At 45.1% G+C, this 19313-nt stretch carries 21 protein-coding genes; 19 read left to right on the top strand and 2 right to left on the bottom strand.

The features are described 5' to 3' along the window. Positions 1 to 69 precede the first annotated feature (69 nt). The 12 genes from CHH48_RS10965 to CHH48_RS10910 all read left to right on the top strand — a co-directional run bounded on the left by CHH48_RS10965 (position 70) and on the right by CHH48_RS10910 (position 11597). Entirely contained in the window at positions 70 to 933 is an 864-nt protein-coding gene (locus tag CHH48_RS10965; RefSeq protein ID WP_095219315.1) for a class II fructose-bisphosphate aldolase, read from the top strand. A 451-nt stretch (positions 934 to 1384) separates the two neighbouring features. Further along, the gene (gene fsa, locus CHH48_RS10960; protein WP_095219316.1) at positions 1385 to 2026 is read left to right on the top strand and encodes a fructose-6-phosphate aldolase; all 642 of its coding nucleotides are present in this window, start codon (positions 1385 to 1387) and stop codon (positions 2024 to 2026) included. A 62-nt stretch (positions 2027 to 2088) separates the two neighbouring features. Next, complete coding sequence (locus CHH48_RS10955; RefSeq protein ID WP_095219317.1) at positions 2089 to 3375, top strand: UDP-N-acetylglucosamine 1-carboxyvinyltransferase; 1287 nt, start codon at positions 2089 to 2091, stop codon at positions 3373 to 3375. A gap of 489 nt (positions 3376 to 3864) precedes the next feature. Continuing rightward, positions 3865 to 5151 carry a transcription termination factor Rho gene (rho, locus tag CHH48_RS10950; protein ID WP_095219318.1) on the top strand — a complete coding sequence of 429 codons (1287 nt, stop codon included), beginning with the start codon at positions 3865 to 3867 and terminating at the stop codon, positions 5149 to 5151. 133 nt (positions 5152 to 5284) lie between these two features. Then, positions 5285 to 5530 carry a type B 50S ribosomal protein L31 gene (locus CHH48_RS10945; protein ID WP_038564035.1) on the top strand — a complete coding sequence of 82 codons (246 nt, stop codon included), beginning with the start codon at positions 5285 to 5287 and terminating at the stop codon, positions 5528 to 5530. Positions 5531 to 5716: 186 nt separating this feature from the next. After that, a complete protein-coding gene (locus tag CHH48_RS10940; RefSeq protein WP_095219319.1) occupies positions 5717 to 6286 on the top strand; it encodes a thymidine kinase in 570 nt (189 codons plus the stop codon). 41 nt (positions 6287 to 6327) lie between these two features. Continuing rightward, positions 6328 to 7353: an SDR family oxidoreductase gene (locus CHH48_RS10935; protein WP_095219320.1), complete on the top strand. Its 1026-nt coding sequence runs from the start codon at positions 6328 to 6330 to the stop codon at positions 7351 to 7353. A 45-nt stretch (positions 7354 to 7398) separates the two neighbouring features. Then, positions 7399 to 8469, top strand: a complete 1071-nt coding sequence (gene prfA, locus CHH48_RS10930; protein ID WP_095219321.1) for a peptide chain release factor 1 — start codon at positions 7399 to 7401, stop codon at positions 8467 to 8469. Then, a complete protein-coding gene (prmC, locus tag CHH48_RS10925) occupies positions 8450 to 9334 on the top strand; it encodes a peptide chain release factor N(5)-glutamine methyltransferase (protein WP_245840366.1) in 885 nt (294 codons plus the stop codon). The genes prfA and prmC overlap by 20 nt, the downstream gene beginning before the upstream one ends. A gap of 115 nt (positions 9335 to 9449) precedes the next feature. Beyond that, on the top strand, positions 9450 to 10076 hold the full coding sequence (gene spoIIR, locus CHH48_RS10920; RefSeq protein ID WP_095219322.1) for a stage II sporulation protein R: 627 nt from the start codon (positions 9450 to 9452) through the stop codon (positions 10074 to 10076). A gap of 63 nt (positions 10077 to 10139) precedes the next feature. Continuing rightward, entirely contained in the window at positions 10140 to 10508 is a 369-nt protein-coding gene (locus CHH48_RS10915; RefSeq protein ID WP_095219323.1) for a hypothetical protein, read from the top strand. Positions 10509 to 10580: 72 nt separating this feature from the next. Beyond that, on the top strand, positions 10581 to 11597 hold the full coding sequence (locus CHH48_RS10910; RefSeq protein ID WP_095219416.1) for an L-threonylcarbamoyladenylate synthase: 1017 nt from the start codon (positions 10581 to 10583) through the stop codon (positions 11595 to 11597). Between the two features lie 35 nt (positions 11598 to 11632). On the opposite strand, the gene CHH48_RS10905 is transcribed toward CHH48_RS10910, so the two are convergent. Beyond that, a complete protein-coding gene (locus CHH48_RS10905; RefSeq protein WP_095219324.1) occupies positions 11633 to 12133 on the bottom strand; it encodes a hypothetical protein in 501 nt (166 codons plus the stop codon). 115 nt (positions 12134 to 12248) lie between these two features. Between CHH48_RS10905 and CHH48_RS10900 the strand changes: the two genes are divergently transcribed. The 5 genes from CHH48_RS10900 to glyA are packed head-to-tail and all read left to right on the top strand — an operon-like array spanning position 12249 to position 16512. Further along, a complete protein-coding gene (locus tag CHH48_RS10900) occupies positions 12249 to 12854 on the top strand; it encodes a low molecular weight protein arginine phosphatase (RefSeq protein ID WP_095219325.1) in 606 nt (201 codons plus the stop codon). Positions 12855 to 12903: 49 nt separating this feature from the next. Further along, positions 12904 to 14280: a methyl-accepting chemotaxis protein gene (locus CHH48_RS10895; RefSeq protein ID WP_176466429.1), complete on the top strand. Its 1377-nt coding sequence runs from the start codon at positions 12904 to 12906 to the stop codon at positions 14278 to 14280. After that, the gene (gene rpiB, locus CHH48_RS10890) at positions 14234 to 14674 is read left to right on the top strand and encodes a ribose 5-phosphate isomerase B (protein WP_038564056.1); all 441 of its coding nucleotides are present in this window, start codon (positions 14234 to 14236) and stop codon (positions 14672 to 14674) included. Before CHH48_RS10895 ends, rpiB begins: the two co-directional genes overlap by 47 nt. Positions 14675 to 14689: 15 nt before the next feature. Continuing rightward, positions 14690 to 15229, top strand: coding sequence for a TIGR01440 family protein (locus CHH48_RS10885; protein ID WP_095219327.1), 540 nt, complete (start codon positions 14690 to 14692; stop codon positions 15227 to 15229). Positions 15230 to 15276: 47 nt separating this feature from the next. Then, positions 15277 to 16512, top strand: a complete 1236-nt coding sequence (gene glyA / locus CHH48_RS10880; protein ID WP_095219328.1) for a serine hydroxymethyltransferase — start codon at positions 15277 to 15279, stop codon at positions 16510 to 16512. Between the two features lie 88 nt (positions 16513 to 16600). Here glyA and CHH48_RS10875 read toward each other — a convergent pair whose 3' ends face one another. Then, entirely contained in the window at positions 16601 to 16894 is a 294-nt protein-coding gene (locus CHH48_RS10875) for a hypothetical protein (RefSeq protein WP_095219329.1), read from the bottom strand. 596 nt (positions 16895 to 17490) lie between these two features. Here CHH48_RS10875 and upp point away from each other — a divergent pair. Both upp and wecB read left to right on the top strand, forming a co-directional pair. Continuing rightward, positions 17491 to 18120, top strand: a complete 630-nt coding sequence (upp, locus tag CHH48_RS10870; RefSeq protein ID WP_095219330.1) for a uracil phosphoribosyltransferase — start codon at positions 17491 to 17493, stop codon at positions 18118 to 18120. Continuing rightward, positions 18107 to 19267, top strand: a complete 1161-nt coding sequence (wecB, locus tag CHH48_RS10865) for a non-hydrolyzing UDP-N-acetylglucosamine 2-epimerase (protein ID WP_095219331.1) — start codon at positions 18107 to 18109, stop codon at positions 19265 to 19267. The genes upp and wecB overlap by 14 nt, the downstream gene beginning before the upstream one ends. The last annotated feature ends 46 nt before the right edge of the window (positions 19268 to 19313 follow it).

Genomic DNA, 19313 nt, shown 5'->3' with positions numbered 1-19313 from the left:
AGCGATAAATACACGACTTCACATAGATAGTTGCCGACCGTCGTGCAAATTTGAAGGAGGATTTTTGTTATGCCTTTAGTATCAATGAAAGAAATGCTAGATGTAGCAAAAGATAATCACTATGCTGTAGGACAGTTTAACATCAACAACCTTGAATTCACACAAGCAATCCTGCAAGCAGCACAGGAAGAAAGCTCTCCTGTCATCCTTGGTGTATCCGAAGGGGCAGCGAAATATATGGGTGGCTTCAAGACAGTTGTATTGATGGTTAAAGGTCTTTTAGAAGACTATAACATCACTGTCCCAGTAGCAATTCACCTTGACCACGGTTCCAGTTTCGAAACATGTGCGAAAGCGATCCATGCTGGTTTCACTTCCGTAATGATCGATGGCTCCCACCATCCATTGGAAGAAAACATCGCACTTACGAAGAAGGTAGTAGAACTTGCACACTTCCACGGCGTATCTGTTGAAGCAGAACTCGGCCGAATTGGTGGACAAGAAGACGATCTTATCGTAGACGATGCAGACGCAGCGTATGCGATTCCTTCTGAATGTAAACAGCTAGTGGAAGAAACAGGCGTTGACTGCTTCGCACCAGCGCTTGGTTCTGTACACGGCCCTTATAAAGGCGAACCAAACCTTGGTTTCGACCGTATGGAAGAGATCTTCAACACAACAAGCCTTCCATTGGTATTGCACGGCGGTACTGGTATCCCGACAAAAGATATCCAAAAAGCAATCACGCTTGGTACTTCTAAAATCAATGTGAACACAGAAAACCAAATTTCTTCTGCTAAACGCGTCCGCGAAGTATTGGCAGAAAAACCAAATGAATACGATCCACGTAAATACCTAGGACCAGCTCGCGAAGCGATTAAAGAAACAGTAATCGGCAAAATGCGCGAATTCGGCTCCTCAGGCAAAGCGTAAGTAAAACCATAAAAAGAAAACTGATCCCCACGGACAGTTTTCTTTTTTTATTAAGACCGAAAAGCGGAGAAAGCCGTTTAGGAACGGAGAAGGAAGAGAGAAAGCCACGAGGAAGGCGGTCTTTTCTTTCGCAGGGATTTATCACTTCCGGCACAGTTTCTGGCTTTCGCAGCTAGACACCACCGAAAACCAAAAAGCAGCATAACATACAGACAAAATACTATCATCATACTTCTTAGGCTCTTCAGCGGGATGACCATCAACTAATAAGGTTTAGGAATGAGAAAATCGGTAACTTAACCTGTATAGTGACATTATTTCGTTTACAGGAGAATGTATCTCCTGCATACAAAACCAAAACCGAAGAAATTTACCGTAAACTCACTCAATCCTTTACCATATAAGGGAGCCCTGCATAAACTACTTCGGAATTACTTAAGGAGTGGAACAAATGAAGTTCTTTGTGGATACTGTGAACTTGGAAGAAATTAAGCTATCCAATGCACTTGGTGTGCTGTCTGGAGTGACAACGAATCCGACACTGGTGGCCAAGGAGGGCGTATCGTTTCACGATAGGCTCCGGGAAATAGCCGAAGAAGTATCTGGCTCTGTCAGTGCAGAGGTTGTTTCACATCAAGCAGATGAAATGGTGGAAGAAGGCAAGGAACTTGCTAAGATTGCTTCGAATATTACCGTGAAGGTTCCTATGACTCTGGAAGGGCTGAAGGCGGTTAAAGTTTTATCTGAGTTAAATATCAAGACAAATGTAACGCTTATATTTAACGTGAACCAAGCATTGCTTGCGGCGCGTGCCGGAGCTACATATGTCTCGCCATTTATCGGAAGACTGGATGATATCGGGCATAGTGGAATGGACCTAATTGGTAATATTGCGGAGACTTTCGATCGACACAAGATCCAGACGAAAATCATCGCTGCTTCCATCAGGCATCCGCTTCATATAACAGAAGCTGCCCAGCAGGGAGCGCATATCGCGACCGTTCCTTTTGATGTCCTGCGGAAACTTGTGGAGCATCCGTTGACAGATGCTGGAATCCAACGATTTCTTGCAGACTGGAACAGTCGTATATAGTATAATTATGGTAAAATAGAGGAAACTAACGTTGCTGTTATCCTAAATGTGAGGAGTTCCTTATGCAGAAAATATTAGTAGAGGGCGGAAACCTTCTTAAAGGAAAAGTGAAGATCAGCGGAGCGAAAAATAGCGCAGTAGCACTGTTGCCAGCTGCTATACTGGCTGAATCTTCCGTAACGATAGAAGGGCTGCCCGAGATATCAGATGTTGAGACGCTGAGTGATTTGCTTGAAGAAATTGGCGGCAAAGTATCTAAATCCGATCAGACGATTACAATTGATCCTTCCGCAATGACGTCCATGCCTCTTCCGAACGGAAAAGTAAAGAAACTCCGGGCTTCCTATTATTTCATGGGGGCGATGCTCGGACGGTTCAAGCAGGCAGTCATTGGCTTACCTGGCGGCTGTTATCTTGGCCCTCGACCTATTGATCAGCATATCAAGGGCTTCGAAGCGTTAGGTGCAAAAGTGACGAATGAGCAAGGTGCCATCTATCTGCGAGCGGATGAGCTGCGTGGAGCGCGAATTTACTTGGATGTTCCAAGTGTTGGAGCGACGATTAATATCATGCTTGCTGCGGTGCGAGCCAAAGGGAAGACAATAATTGAGAACGCAGCAAAGGAACCAGAAATCATTGATGTAGCAACGCTTTTAACGAGTATGGGTGCAAAGATCAAAGGTGCTGGAACCGATGTGATTCGTATCGAAGGGGTTGATCATCTTCATGGGTGCCGTCATACAATCATCCCCGATCGAATTGAGGCTGGTACGTATACAATCCTGGCTGCTTCCCAAGGGGAAGAAGTAGTTATCGATAATGTCATTCCACAGCATCTGGAGTCGTTGCTTGCAAAGCTCCGGGAGATGGGTGTAGAGATCGTGGAAGGAGAGGAACAGCTGACAGTAAGGCCTGGAGCAAGACTGAATAGTGTGGATGTAAAGACACTAGTCTATCCTGGCTTCCCGACTGATCTGCAGCAGCCTTTTACTGCTCTCTTGACTAAAGCAAATGGTACTGGTGTTATAACGGACACCATCTATCAGGCTCGTTTTAAGCACATTGATGAACTGCGCCGGATGAACGCTCAAGTAAAGGTAGAGGGTGGAGCCTCCATCGTTACTGGTGCTGTCAAGCTCGAAGGAGCCAAGGTAAAAGCAAGCGATCTTCGGGCAGGTGCAGCACTTATCATCGCTGCACTAATGGCGGATGGTGTGACAGAAATCACCGGCGTGGAGCATATTGATCGTGGGTATGAGCGTATCACGGAAAAGCTGCTCGCACTTGGTGCTAACATTTGGCGGGAAGAGATGAGTGAGCAGGAAGTCGAGCAGTTTCAGAACTCTTGACGGGGTGCAGGAAATTCGATCCATCTCGAAGTCGGTATCTTTAAAACATCTAGATATTCTTCATCTGTGCTGGCATGGCCTGCAAAAGAAATCGAATCTTGTCATCAAACCTTCATGATGCAGAGACTGGCGTTAGCCAGTCTTTTTATATATAAAAATTCCTTCGTTCCACTTAAAAAATACAGTTGAATATTCAAGTACGAAAATGTATGATTAGTTATGCTAAAAAACGCAGCAAGTTTAAAAAAGCTGTATTGTGGTAAAAAATGATAGTTATAATCTTCTATTCTAGTTATACACTACCATCCTTCCTTTTCTTCCAAGTGCTATGCATGGACTTACAGAATCCCTTGCAACCTCTTCGGTCAAGATTGACGACCAGTAGCATGAACTAGATTCCACCAGTTTGAAGCACCAATGAAGGAAATATCAATTAAACAGCCAAACAGATAAGGACGAGTCCTTAAATACAATAGGTGTGGTGATTTTGTGGCTGAACTATCTATTTCTCATCTAGAAACATTGACATTGAAAGAACTTTACGCGATGGCTCGCGAATACCGCGTTTCCTATTATGCGAAACTGACGAAACGCGAATTAATCTTTGCCATTTTGAAAGCGCAAGCTGAAAAGGATGGTTTCCTTTTCATGGACGGTATCCTGGAAATCATTCCATCCGAGGGTTTCGGATTCCTACGGCCTATCAATTATGCACCGAGTGCAGAAGATATTTATATCAGTGCGTCGCAGATTAGACGCTTCGATTTACGTAATGGTGATAAGGTTTCCGGTAAGGTTCGTCCGCCGAAAGAGAACGAACGTTACTACGGTCTCCTGCATGTGGATGCAGTGAACAATGAAGATCCGGAAGTGGCGAAGGAACGTGTGCATTTTCCTGCCCTGACAGCTTTGTATCCGGATAAGCAGATGAAACTGGAAACCGAGACTCGCAAAGTGTCTACACGCATCATCGATTTGTTGACGCCTGTTGGATTTGGACAGCGCGGTTTGATCGTAGCCCCTCCGAAAGCCGGGAAAACGATGCTGCTGAAACAGATTGCCAACAGCATCACAGCAAATCATCCGGATGCCAAGCTGATTATACTGCTAGTAGATGAACGCCCGGAGGAAGTGACGGATATCGAACGTTCCGTTCATCCGGATGTTGATGTTGTCAGCTCGACTTTCGATGAAGTACCAGAAAACCATATCAAGGTTTCTGAATTAGTACTGGAACGCGCAATGCGCTTGGTTGAGCACAAAAAAGATGTTATTGTGCTGATGGACAGCATCACACGTCTTGCAAGAGCTTATAACCTGGTTATTCCGCCAAGCGGACGTACACTTTCCGGTGGTATCGACCCAGCGGCTTTCCACCGTCCGAAACGATTCTTCGGTGCTGCTCGTAACATCGAGGAAGGCGGCAGTTTCACAATCCTTGCTACTGCGCTTGTCGAAACAGGCTCACGCATGGATGATGTCATCTATGAAGAGTTCAAAGGAACAGGTAATATGGAGCTTCATTTGGATCGTTCCCTTGCAGAAAGACGTATCTTCCCCGCAATCGATATGGTCCGCTCCGGCACAAGGAAAGAAGAATTGCTTGTCTCGAAAGGTCAATTGGATAAAATGTGGGCGATCCGCAAGACAATGCAGGATTCTCATGACTTTGCAGAGCGCTTCCTGCGCCGCTTGAAAGCATCTAAAAACAACGAAGAATTCCTTGTGAATATGGAAGAGGATATGAAACGAAAAGGCACGAATAAGCGCGTCTGATTACATGGATTTCCTCTTGCAATGGGCTAGACAGACTGTTATAATCACGTTATGTGAGCTTTCACGACAGTTATCGGTCTCTCACAATAAACTCTGTTTCCAAGGGATTCAGGGCAAAAAGGAGTGCTAACGCATGAAAGAACAAATCCATCCGAAATATAACAAAGTTGTATTTCTAGATACTAGTTCTGACTACAAATTCTTGACTGGTTCTACTCAGAGTTCTGACGAAACAATCGAATGGGAAGATGGCAACACTTACCCTTTGATTCGTGTGGAAATCAGCTCAGCTTCTCACCCGTTCTACACTGGTAAGCAAAAAGCTGACAAAGCTGGCGGCCGCGTAGATCGTTTCAAGAAGAAATACAACTTGAGCTAATAGCTTAAGATATGAAGAAGAAAACAGGCAAACACCCTTTGCCTGTTTTTTCTGCTTCTAACCCCTTTTAAAGCTTACCATTACATGTACACTGATTATCCAGATATACATAAGTGGGATAGATATAGTATGGATAAAGATAGTGTACTGTGGCACTATCTTTTTTATTTGACAAGGAGAAATGACATGGCACAATTATTTTTCAAATATGGCGCAATGAACAGTGGAAAGTCGATTGAAATACTGAAAGTGGCCAATAATTACGAGGAACAAAATAAATCGGTTCTTATCTTCACTTCCGGCATCGATACAAGAGATGAAGTCGGCTATGTTTCCAGCAGAATTGGATTACGACGAAAAGCCATTCCGATTTTCGAAGAAACGAATCTCATGGAGATCGTCAAATCTCATGAACCGACACCGCATTGTGTGCTAATTGATGAAGTACAGTTCTTAAGTAAAGAACATGTGCTCCAACTGGCGGCAATTGTTGATACATTTGACATTCCTGTCATGGGCTTTGGATTGAAAAATGATTTCCAAAATGAACTGTTCGAAGGAAGCCGTTATATGCTCATTTATGCGGATAAAATCGAAGAGATGAAAACTATCTGCTGGTTCTGTGCACGCAAAGCAACAATGAACCTGCGGGTCGACGATGGCAAGCCAGTGTATACAGGAGATCAGATCCAGATTGGCGGCAATGACTCCTATTATCCTGTATGCCGCAAATGCCACACCAATCCGCCTCTTTAAAAGAAATAAAACTACACAAATGAAAGAAGGGACTGGCAGAGATGAAAGCGTTATTTATCGGAGGTACCGGAACTATTAGCTCAGCAGTAACCGAATTGGCTGTACAACAAGGATGGGAGCTGTTTTTGCTTAATCGCGGCTCTAAACCAGTACCAGAAGGCTGTCAAAGTATCATAGCCGATATTACAGATGAAGCAGCAGTTGCAGCGAAACTCCAAGGTATGCAGTTTGATGTTGTTGCAGATTTCATTTCTTTTACAGCATCAGATATCGAACGTGATATCCGTTTATTTGCAGATAAGACAAAACAATTCATCTTTGTCAGCTCCGCTTCTGCATACCAGAAACCGCCTCGTCACTATAAGACAACGGAGAGCACGCCGCTCGTGAACCCCTACTGGGAATATTCCCGGCATAAGATAGAAGCAGAAGAAGTGCTGCAAAAGGCGTATCGAGATACTGGGCTGCCAATAACAATTGTCCGTCCAAGCCATACATATGGCAACAAAAAGATTCCTGTGGCTTTCTATGGCGCAGGTGGCAGCTGGCAAATTGTGGAGAGGATCAAGCAAGGTAAACCAGTTCTCATTCATGGTGATGGAACTTCGCTTTGGACCTTGACTCACAATACGGATTTTGCCAAAGGATTTGTTGGTTTGATGGGAAATCCAGCAGCAATTGGAGAGACAGTGCATATTACTTCTGATGAAGTCCTGACATGGAATAGCATCTATGACATAATCGGAGACGCTTTAGGAAAGCGCGTAGATAAAGTGCATGTGTCGACAGATTTCCTCGTCATGTGCAGACCGGATCTGCAAGGATCACTGCTTGGAGATAAGGCGGAATGTGCTGTCTTCGATACAAGTAAAATAAAACGGCTCGTGCCGTCATTCACGGCGACAAAACGCTTTGACCAAGGAGTCAGGGAAGCAATTGAAAATTTCGAGCGTCACCCGGATTGGCAGCGCTTAGACCCGGAATTCGACCAGTTTTGTGACAGGGTTATAGAGGTGCAAAAGAGCGCAGCAGAACAGATTCGCCAAAGACTTAACATGAATTGCTAGGTTTGTCGGCAGAAGCTATAATAAAGCAAGGAAAGAGGTGTCGCTATGCTAGATCGTTTACAAGCACTAGAAGACCGTTATGAGAAGCTAAATGAACTTTTAAGTGATCCAGATGTGATCAGTGATACGAATAAATTACGAGAGTTTTCCAAAGAACAAGCAGGACTGACTGATGTCGTACAAGCTTATCGCGAATACAAAGATATCAGTGCACAAGTAGAAGACGCTAAGACAATGCTTGCCGAGGAAAAAGATCCTGAAATCATCGAAATGGCCAAAGCGGAGATTTCAGAATTGTCACCGCGGCTTCCGGAATTGGAAGAGCAGATGCGTATTCTGATGCTACCGAAGGATCCGAACGATGATAAAAACGTTATCATGGAAATTCGCGGAGCAGCTGGCGGAGATGAAGCAGCTTTATTTGCAGGTGATTTGTATCGTATGTACAGCAGATACGCGGAAGCGCAAGGCTGGAAGACAGAACTGATGGAAGCAAATTCGACTGGCGTTGGCGGCTACAAGGAGATCATTTTCATGATCAATGGAGCCAATGCCTATTCCAATCTGAAGTATGAAAATGGTGCTCACCGTGTGCAGCGTGTACCTGAAACAGAATCAGGCGGACGTATCCATACATCGACAGCGACTGTAGTGGTTATGCCGGAAGCGGAAGAAGTGGAAGTAGACATTCAAGACAAAGATATTCGAACGGATACATTCACATCGAGTGGACCAGGTGGACAAAGTGTAAACACGACGATGTCTGCGGTTCGATTGACGCATATGCCGACGGGGATCGTTGTGTCGATGCAGGATGAAAAATCCCAGATCAAGAACAAAGAGAAAGCGATGAAAATCTTGCGTGCTCGTATTTATGATAAGTTCCAGCAGGAAGCGCAAGCTGAATACGATGATGCACGGAAATCTGCTGTCGGTTCAGGAGACCGTTCTGAACGTATCCGAACATACAACTTCCCGCAAAACCGCGTAACAGATCACCGAATCGGACTTACAATCCAGAAGCTGGATCAGATTCTGGAAGGAAAGCTCCATGAAGTGGTCGATGCACTGATCATGGAAGAGCAGGCGAAGAAACTTGAGCAAATCGGAGAATAAACAGCAGCCGACTATATTGGAGGCACTGCAGGAGGCCACGGCTTTTTTGCAAACGCATCAGCGTGAAGAAAGAGTGGCAGAGCTTTTGCTGCTGTTCCATCTTGGCATCAGTAAGACGGAGCTTCTGATGAATATGAGGGAAGCGATGGATCCTGTGCTTTATGCGACCTTCAGAAAAGACATAGAAGAGCATGCAGAAACAGGCATTCCGCTCCAGCATTTGACAGGAGAAGAAGAATTCCTCGGCAGACGCTATTATGTGAATCGGGATGTGCTTATTCCGAGACCAGAAACAGAAGAACTTGTACTTGGTGTAGAAAACATGATCCAAAAGAGGCTGGCAGGACAGGATTTGGCGATTGCTGATATCGGTACAGGCAGCGGGATAATCGCTACATCTTTGAAGCTTGCTTTTCCTGCAGCTGAAGTGATCGCAACAGATATATCCGAGCGAGCTTTGCTCATTGCCAAAAGCAACAGCCGCACATTAGGTGCTTCTATCAGCTTAAAGCAAGGCAGTTACCTGGAACCGCTCCGGCAGCTTGAAAAACGAGTGAATGTGCTTGTTTCCAATCCCCCATATATAGATGAGGTGGATAAAGAGCACATGACCGACACCGTGAAAAACTTTGATCCAAGTCTTGCTCTGTTCGCTGACGATAACGGACTCGCAGCTTATAAGGAAATCATCAGTGGATTATCGAATGTGCTCGCTTTCCCGGCCATTGCTGCCTTTGAAATCGGCTGGCAGCAAGGAACAGCAGTCCGCGATATGATAGTGGAGAAGTTCCCATCGGCAGAAGTAGAAGTAAGACAGGATATAAATGGTAAAGACCGTATGGTGTTTGCTTGGATACAAAAATAGAAGGACTGTGCTGCAGGCACAGTCCTTTTTTTGTTGAAAAACTAGATTCATAGGTTTAATTCCTCCCAGCTTGTTCATACTGGTACCATCACACACAAGAAATGAGGTACCAAATATGAAAAAGCTATTATTTTCCCTAACTGCAATCGTTCTATTATTTTTATATATTTTATATCCGGGAAGTGGCACAGAGGCTCAGGTGAGCAATAGTTCACAAGCAGTGAAAGAAATTCCGGATGAAGCAATCCGCCTCCGTATTCTGGCTAATAGTAATACCGATGCGGATCAGCAGCTGAAGCGTCTGATTCGTGATGAAGTGAATGCCCAGATCAATAGCTGGGTGAAGGATATGACGGATATTGAAGAGGCTCGGGACCTAATTGAAGAACAGCTTCCTGAGATAAAGAAGACAGTTGCACGCGTGCTGAATGAGCAAGGAAAAAGCCAGGGGTTCAATGTAGAATACAGTGATGAAATTTCGTTTCCAGCAAAGCTTTATGGATCTTATCTTTATCCGGCAGGGCAGTATGAGGCTGTCTTGATCACACTCGGAGAAGGTGAAGGAGAAAACTGGTGGTGTGTGCTCTTCCCGCCGCTTTGCTTTCTGGATTTCTCCAGCGGCACAAGTGTAGCAGAAGCGGAAGTGAACGCAGATGCAGAACCGGTGGATGTAGCAGTGGAAGCTCCATTAGAAGAAGAAAAGCCCAAAGTGAAATTCTTTCTATTAGAATGGTTTAGCTAAAATCATATTATGTCCCTCCCGTTCATATAATCTATTAACTAGTAATAGACGGGAGGACTTTTTATGCGGTTAATACCTGCTCAAGCATGTGAGCTGTCTGAGCTGGATGAGTTTTTCGGCAATAGCCTGCCTCGTTGGAAGATGGAGCAGCAGAAGTTATATGAAGAAGGATATATCATAGAGGCGGAAGAAGGATGGCGGGCTTTTTTCTGTTTGGAACAGTATGAACAGTCTCTTCGCGTACATTCCATGTACGTAAAGCCCCCAGCCAACGGAACAATCATCTTAACTTGTATGGAGCTTGCCAGCATCGAAGCGAGGAGGCGTGAAGCAAGCAGTCTGCGACTCATAAGCCACCATGAAACGCTTGATCAGCTCATGACTCTGTATGGATTCGAAGCGAAGCAAGGCTTTTGGGAGAAGACGCTCTGACATTGGGGTTTGGCAGACCATATGGTATCATAGCTCTTAGTGATATTTAGCAAAAGGAGCATCTGATCCATGATGGAAACGAAGCATTGGACTGTGTCACAGCAGTCCTTCGATAAAAAAGCGATGGAGGAGGCAGCGTCTCTTCTTAGTAAAGGAGAAGCCGTTGCTTTTCCTACCGAGACAGTTTATGGTCTTGGCGCTGATGCAACAAATGAACAAGCTGTACAGAAAATATTTGAAGCAAAAGGTCGTCCTTCTGATAATCCGCTCATCGTCCATGTGGCGGACAAGGACCAGTTGAAAGACCTTGTCGAGGATGTCCCTGAAGTTGCTTATAAACTTCTAGAGGCATTCAGTCCTGGGCCAATAACGATTATTTTGAAAAGTAAAGGAGCGGTTGCTCCGAATGTCAGTGCCGGACTAGATTCAATTGGTATCCGGATACCGAGTCACCCGGTAGGACTACGCCTTTTGCAAGAAGTAGCTTTACCGATTGCTGCACCGAGTGCAAATATATCAGGCAGACCCAGCCCAACAAAAGCAGAGCATGTTGTCCATGATTTGGATGGGCGAATTGCTGGAATTATGGATGGTGGTCCGACTGGAATCGGCCTGGAGTCCACAGTGGTTGACTGTACGGAAGCAGTGCCAGTCATACTTCGGCCGGGCGGTGTGACAGCTGAAGCAATTCAAGAGGTCATCGGAACAGTGATGGTGGACCCTGGACTTGCTGGTGGGGAGAAAGAGAAACCGAAGGCACCAGGTATGAAATATACGCATTATGCACCGGAAGCTCCGCTATATTTGGTGGACGAAGAGATGCAGCAGCATGCGGACAAGCTAACTGAAGCGGGTGAGAAGGTTGGTATTATTGCAACAGAGGAGCTTGCGCAAATGCTGCAGAGTGAACGGATCCAAATCTGCGGCTCAAGAAAAGATCTCTCCACAGTAGCAGAGCATCTGTATGATGCGCTCAGACATTTCAAGAAATCAGATGTATCGGTCATCCTTTGTGAAAGCTTTGAGAAGCATGGAGTAGGCGCAGCGATTATGAATCGGCTGGAAAAAGCAGCGATAGGAAGAATATGAGCAGAAGGGAACGTCCTTGAAGACGTTCCCTTTTTCTATTCTAGTATGATAAGTGATAAGATATAGCCAGTTTTAGGCAAATAGGTGATTTGCACAGTTTGTTCAGCTATAGCCGCATCATATCTATACTGGAACGATTCATATTCTTCTATGCCATCCTTGGTCACTACAGCAATTGTTTGACCGATTCTGCCGTAGTCTTCTCCATCGGTCACATAAGCGATTTTTCCTCGCGTTTCTTCAAATGTGTCATTTGTATAATGTCTGATATCCAGGATATCAGTAGATGTAAAACAAAAGCTTATTATCGCACCAAGTGTCACAGCTGCACATATGATTAACTGTTTCCACTGTTGTTTTAGGGAAGACTTTATAGATGCCCATACACCAAGGCACGTAATAGGCAGCAATACAAAATATGGAATGAAGATTGTAGAATAGAGGAAGAGATAAATATTACCCCGAAATAGACACAGTATTGCGCTCAAAAAATAAAATAACAAGATACCTATCATCATACCTATCTTTCCAAACATGTTTACTCACCTCCACAAAAGGTACATAAAAGGTTCCGTTTCTCTGACGATGTAAGAATGTCTCACCTGTTGTATACTACTAGTAGCACCATTTTAGAAGCAAGGAGAAATTTGGATGAAACTATTAATTGTTTGTACTGGCAATACGTGCAGAAGTCCGATGGCAGAAGCACTTGTGCGCAAACGACTGCCGCAGGTGGAGGTACAGTCTGCTGGTATATTCGCTCACGATGGGTCACCCGCCTCTCATCAGGCGGTAACGGTCATGGAGGAGGCTGGGGTACTTTTCGCTCATCAATCCAAGCCTGTTACGAGAGAACGTGTGGAATGGGCGGATTTGATCCTGACGATGACAGAGCAGCATAAACAATTATTGCTGGAGCAGTATCCGCATGCGGCTGAAAAGCTGCATACACTGCCGGAATACGCTTCACAGGAGGCAGCCGCTGCTTGGAAATCACTGCAGGAAGCTTATGCTGATCTGGAAACGAAGCGTGTTCGATTCGCCAGTAGCTTTTCTGGAGATCCTAATACACTCCAGAGGGAATTCATGCATGCTCACCAGCACGAAATCGCACACATTCAGGAGCTCGAGGCAAGTATGCCTGCAGCAGACATCATGGATCCTTTCGGGCGTTCTATTGAGGTGTACCGGACGACGCTGAAGGAATTGGAATTCTATGTTGATAAATTGGCAGAAAAGATTCACAATGAGAAGTAGGTAAAAAGACTCTCATACCAAAATATCAGCATGGATGGTGGATTATGTCATGAAAAGCTTCAGTCTGCGTTTCAAACTGGCGATTTTCGCCACAGTTCTCGCATTAGTTACCTATAGTGTGAGTGCATTGTTCATTTATATTGTGCATCCCTTTGTTCAGCAGCATTGGGATGTTGCCGCACCAGTACTCGTTCTTCTTACCCTATTTCTCGGTGTCTTGTGGACCGGAATACTAGCCTTTTCCGCAGCCCGCTTTATTACGAAGCCATTAAAGGATCTGGAAAAGGTTGCAACCAAAGCTGCTGATGGCAGCTTGGAGGAAGAATGGGAAGTTGTTCCTTCGAATGATGAGATTGGTGCTCTGACACGTGCTTTTCAAAAAATGCTGCATAACCTGAAATCAATGATCTCAGACATTGATGCCAATGCGAAGGCGAATGATCAATACGCTAAACAGATCCAGTCTGAAACAATGACTGCATCTGAAAAAGTCATTGAGATTGATGGAATTATGCAGACGATGGCTGAAGGAGCCCAATCCACATCAGGCGCGGTCGGCAGCATTGTGCAGTCACTCGACAACGCAACAGCCTTGTCTGAGGATGTACGGACCAAAGCTGATCAGTCACAGGAACTATCTCATGGAATGGTTGGAAAATTGCACAGTTCACAGACAGTTGTAATGGACTTGGTACAGGGAATTCAAATGATCGCAGAAAAACAGGAGCATTCAATCGACAATGTGAAGCAGCTCGAAAAGAACGCTTCAGAAATCGAACAGATTATCCGTTTTGTCAGTGATATAGCGGAACAGACAAATCTGCTTGCACTAAATGCTTCGATTGAGGCGGCGCGAGCAGGCGAGCAGGGACGGGGCTTTGCGGTAGTGGCCGAAGAAGTGCGGAAACTGGCCGATGAAAGCAGACAGGCAGCACAGGATATTTCTGTCAACATCAAAGAGATTCAACAGAATATTGGACAAGTTGTTACGGAAATTGATGAACAATTGGCGCTAGCACGGAGTGAGGCAGAAAAAGGCTCCGAAAGTAGTGTAGTCATGGAAGAAATGACAGCGGCCATTACACATGTTGTTACGTCGATTCAGGAAATTGGCAAGCTAACCCTGCAGCAGCGGGAGGAAATTGCTTCCGTTACAAATCAGTCCAAAGGTGTAGCAACGCTTGCTGAGCAGGCATCAGCTGGAGCACAGGAAGTGAGTGCCTCTGTTCAGGAGCAAGCATCTGTCATGCATAACTTGGAGCAATTATCAGCTTCACTCGAGGAACAAGCAGGCAGGCTCAGAGACCAAATGAAACAGTTCGAATTTACACAACAAGCATCCGTGCATCACGCGGAATTCGGAAGGAAGGATGAAGAAAATGAAAGTAATTCTAACATCAGACCACGGTGGAGTAAATCTTCGTAAGGAAATTGCAGATCTTCTGACGGAGCTGAATATTGAATTTGTGGATACAGGCTGTGATTGTGAGGGTTCTGTAGATTATCCGGATTACGGAATTCCAGCAGCGGAAAGAGTTGCGAACGGCGAATTTGATCGCGGAATTCTTATTTGCGGTACTGGTATCGGTATGAGTATTTCGGCAAACAAAGTACCTGGTATCCGTGCAGCACTCGTACACGATGTATTCAGTGCAAAAGCAACTCGGGAACATAATGACAGCAACATGCTGGCGATGGGTGAACGTGTTATCGGGCCAGGGCTTGCACGCGAAATCGTTCAAACATGGCTCGGCACTGAATTTACAGCAGGACGTCACCAGAATCGCGTGAACAAGATCTCGGACTACGAAAACAAGTAAAAGAGAAGGGTGTACATGAAAGCAATCGCAGATCATATTCAGACTGTTGTAAGGGAGCTCGCTTCCTGTGGGTATTTGCATAAGGGTGACTTATTTCTGATCGGGTGTTCGACGAGCGAAGTAGCTGGTGAGCGGATTGGCAGTGCGGGGAATATGGAAATTGCAAAACTGCTTTACCAGCAGCTGGAATGGCTGAAAAAAGAAACTGGCATAAATCTCGTATTTCAGTGCTGTGAACACTTAAATCGTGCTATTGTAGTAGAGAAGCATATCAGTCGGCAATACGGTTTAACCGAAGTTTCCGCGAAACCTGTTGCAAGAGCCGGCGGTTCTATGGCTGCTTGCGCTTATGAGCAGTTTGAGGATCCTGTGTTGGTCGAAGATATTCGGGCGGATGCCGGAATAGATATCGGGGAGACGATGATAGGGATGCACCTGAAGCCTGTTGCAGTACCATTCCGTCTCAAGCAGCGGTATATCGGCGGAGCCCGGATTAATACTGCTTATACAAGACCTAAACTGATCGGCGGCGTAAGAGCTGTGTATCCTGACTGAACACCGGCTACGACATACATCAACAATACACGAGGAGGCATGTTTCGATGAAACATATTCAAGCGAATGATCCAGAACTATTCCAAGCTATCGAAGACGAAAGAGGGCGCCAGCACGACAAGATCGAGCTGATTGCATCTGAGAACTTCGTATCACAGGCTGTCATGGAAGCGCAAGGCTCCGTACTCACAAACAAATATGCGGAGGGCTATCCAGGCCGCAGATACTATGGCGGTTGTGAATATGTTGATGTAGCAGAAAATCTCGCAATTAACCGAGCAAAGGAAATCTTCGGTGCAGAGCATGCCAATGTACAGCCGCACTCCGGTGCACAGGCAAACATGGCTGTTTATTTCGCATTTTTGGAGCCAGGCGATACAGTTCTTGGTATGAACCTCAGTCATGGCGGACATTTGACCCACGGCAGTCCAGTGAACTTCAGCGGTAAGCTGTATAACTTCACGGAATATGGTGTGGATCAGGAAACAGAGCAGCTCGACTATGACGTCGTACGTACAAAAGCGCTTGAAGTAAAGCCTAAGATGATTGTGGCTGGTGCAAGTGCTTATCCACGTGAAATCGATTTTGCGAAATTCCGCGAAATCGCTGATGAAGTCGGAGCTTATCTTATGGTCGATATGGCTCATATTGCAGGTCTTGTTGCAACAGGCGTACACCAATCACCAGTTCCTTATGCAGATGTTGTGACAACAACAACGCATAAAACATTGCGCGGACCACGTGGTGGTATGATCCTAACAAAAGAGAAATATGCGAAACAGATCGATAAAGCTGTCTTCCCAGCAATGCAAGGTGGACCACTGATGCACGTCATCGCGGCGAAAGCAGTGAGTTTCAAAGAAATCCTGGATAATGATTTCAAAGCTTATGCACAGCAGATTGTTGATAATGCACAGCGCCTTGCGGAAGGTTTGACAAAAGAAGGTGTCCGTCTTGTATCTGGCGGTACAGACAACCACCTGCTTCTTCTTGATGTAAGCAAGCTAGGTCTCACTGGTAAAGATGCGGAGCATGCATTGGATGAAGTCGGTGTGACAACCAACAAAAACACGATCCCATTCGATAAAGAAGGTCCATTCATCACAAGTGGTGTGCGGATCGGTACAGCAGCAGTCACTACTCGCGGCTTTAAGCTTGAGGAAATGGACGAGCTTGCTGGCATCATCGCTACAACGTTGAAGCATCATGATGATACAGAGAAATTGGAAGAAGTGAAAGGCCGCGTCAAAGCGTTGGCTGATCGTTTCCCGCTTTATAAGTAAAAGAAGAAAGACAGTCGCGTGAGCGGCTGTCTTTTTTGTGAATTGTACCTTGTTGGGATATGGTTGGAGAAAATCTGTGTTTTATTACTTACGACTCATTTAAACTTCGTCTCAATAGAAATATGGAAAAACCATAAACTATTATTATAATTGGCAATAACATCGTCATGAAATCACGATACGTTTCTAGAGGAACGGGTTGAATGAGACGCCGATATACTTCAATAATTACCCATCCGATAGGGAAAACAACTGCTGAATAACTCATTGCTTTATATTGTACCATTGCACCTTTAGCACTTTTAGATTCCTTACTTCTGAAAAAGCTGATTAAAAGATATACGGCAATAAAGAACAATGGAACTACAATTATTGCACTCATATAGCGATAGACCCTCCTTAAATTTACTTGAACAATGTAACGATCTCTTCTAATTAGTTCGCGAATTCCATTTAACTGGAAGCGAATGAGCACTCCCAATATAACATGAACTATGTCTGAATTATGAAAATTCGATAATTAATCTTCTTTCTATTTTGAATTGATTCAGAAAGAGGCTAAATAAAAAGAATTTTAGCTTTTTGGAATTACGAACTTTAGGGGAAATCATTAATCGATTAGGGATGAGCGTAATAGATATGTTGAAGCAGGTTTCTATTATACGGAAAATACACTCTATATGCGCAGGCAGAATACGGAGACTCCCGCGGGATGAAGGCCTAGGTGAGACCCCGGAGTGCAAAGCACGAGGAGGCTCACCAGCCGCCCGCAGGAAAGCGGAGTATTCTGCCGGAGCGACTCCGTCCGCCTCTAGGACTCGGTTTGTACCAGCCCTCAAGTGGTCTTTTCCGCTTTTCGTTGGTGTCTAGCTCCGTTTCTTACCGGTCACTTACACTTTTCGTATTGTCCCTTTTCTTTTGCCTATATCTTCTGTATACTATTAAAGATTTGAATATTTTTAGAGGGAGTGTTCGGAAATGGGTAATGTTTTTGTTTTGGATCATCCGTTAATTCAGCATAAGCTTACGTACATACGTGATAAGAATACAGGTACGAAGGAGTTCCGTGAGTTGGTGGATGAGGTTGCGGCGCTTATGGCGTTTGAGATCACACGTGATTTGCCGATGGAAGAGACAACGATTCGGACACCTGTCGTAGAAGCGAAAACGAAGGTACTTGCTGGTAAAAAAATCGGACTTGTGCCGATATTGCGTGCAGGTCTTGGTATGACAGAAGGTATCCTGCGCCTGATTCCTGCTGCGCGTGTCGGACATATCGGCATGTACCGAGATCCGGAAACAATGCAGCCAGTGGAGTACTATATCAAACTCCCATCTGATATTGAAGAACGTGAATTGATTGTTATCGATCCGATGCTTGCAACAGGTGGATCTGCCAATGATGCTATCCACTCTCTGAAAAAGCGCGGCGCGAAACAGATCCGTCTAATGTGCTTAATCGCTGCTCCTGAAGGCGTGGAAGTGATCAAGGAAGAACATCCGGATGTAGATATTTATCTAGCTGCAATGGATGAAAAACTTGATGATCACGGTTATATCGTACCAGGTCTTGGCGATGCTGGGGATCGTTTGTATGGCACTAAGTAAAAAAAGAGTCATGCTTGTCTTCGGGACACGCCCTGAAGCAGTCAAGATGGCGCCTCTTGTGCTTGAATTGAAAAAGCGGCCAGAGCAGTTCGAAACGATTGTTGCGGTGACTGCACAGCAGCGGGAAATGCTAGATCAAGTACTAAGCATATTTGATATCAAACCTGATTATGACTTGAATATCATGAAAGCACGGCAAAGCCTGGCACATATCACCACAAAGGTGATGGAAGGGCTGGACGAGCTGTATCAGGAGATAAAGCCAGATATTGTGCTTGTACATGGGGACACGACAACTAGCTTTGCAGCATCACTGGCGGCTTACTATAACCAGATCCCTGTCGGGCATGTGGAAGCTGGATTACGCACGTGGAACAAGTATTCACCGTTTCCGGAAGAACTTAATCGCCAGCTGACTGGAGTAATAGCGGACCTTCATTTCTCACCTACTGTCCAAGCTCGGCAGAATCTACTTGATGAAAATAAGAATGTAGAAACGATTGCCGTAACAGGTAATACAGCGATCGATGCCTTGCAGACTACTGTCGACCCGAATTATCAGCATCCTATTCTGGAACAAGCTGCCGGCAGACGTTTAGTGCTTGTCACTGCTCATCGCCGAGAGAATCTTGGTGAGAACATGGAACATATGTTTACTGCCATCAGAAGGATTGCAGATGCACATCCGGACACACTGATTGTCTATCCGGTGCACTTGAATCCAGCAGTGCGTGACATAGCGAATCGTATTCTTGGTAACCATGATAGAATTCAATTGATCGAGCCGCTAGGGCTAATTGATTTCCATAACTTTGCTTCCCAGGCATACTTGATTCTGACAGATTCCGGCGGTGTCCAGGAAGAGGCGCCGTCACTCGGAGTACCTGTGCTCGTACTGCGCGATACGACAGAACGACCGGAAGGAATTCAAGCCGGCACACTGAAACTTGCCGGTACAGATGAAAAAACTATTTTTGATATGGCAGACAAGCTTCTTCGTGATGAACAAGCACATAAAGAAATGGCACAAGCGTCCAATCCTTATGGAGATGGACAAGCATCGATTCGTATTGCCGATTATCTTCAATATTATTTCGGTTTACAATCACAGCCGTCTGTACCTTTCCAACCAGTTGACCCCAAATAGGGCAGCTGGTTTTTTTGTATAGGGAATCTTCACTCGTGCATCCTAA

The organism is Terribacillus saccharophilus, from assembly GCF_002272075.1.
GTDB classification, from domain to species: domain Bacteria; phylum Bacillota; class Bacilli; order Bacillales; family Amphibacillaceae; genus Terribacillus; species Terribacillus saccharophilus_A.
Note: the sequence above shows the minus strand (reverse complement) of the source record. Positions and strands in the feature narration are given on the sequence as shown.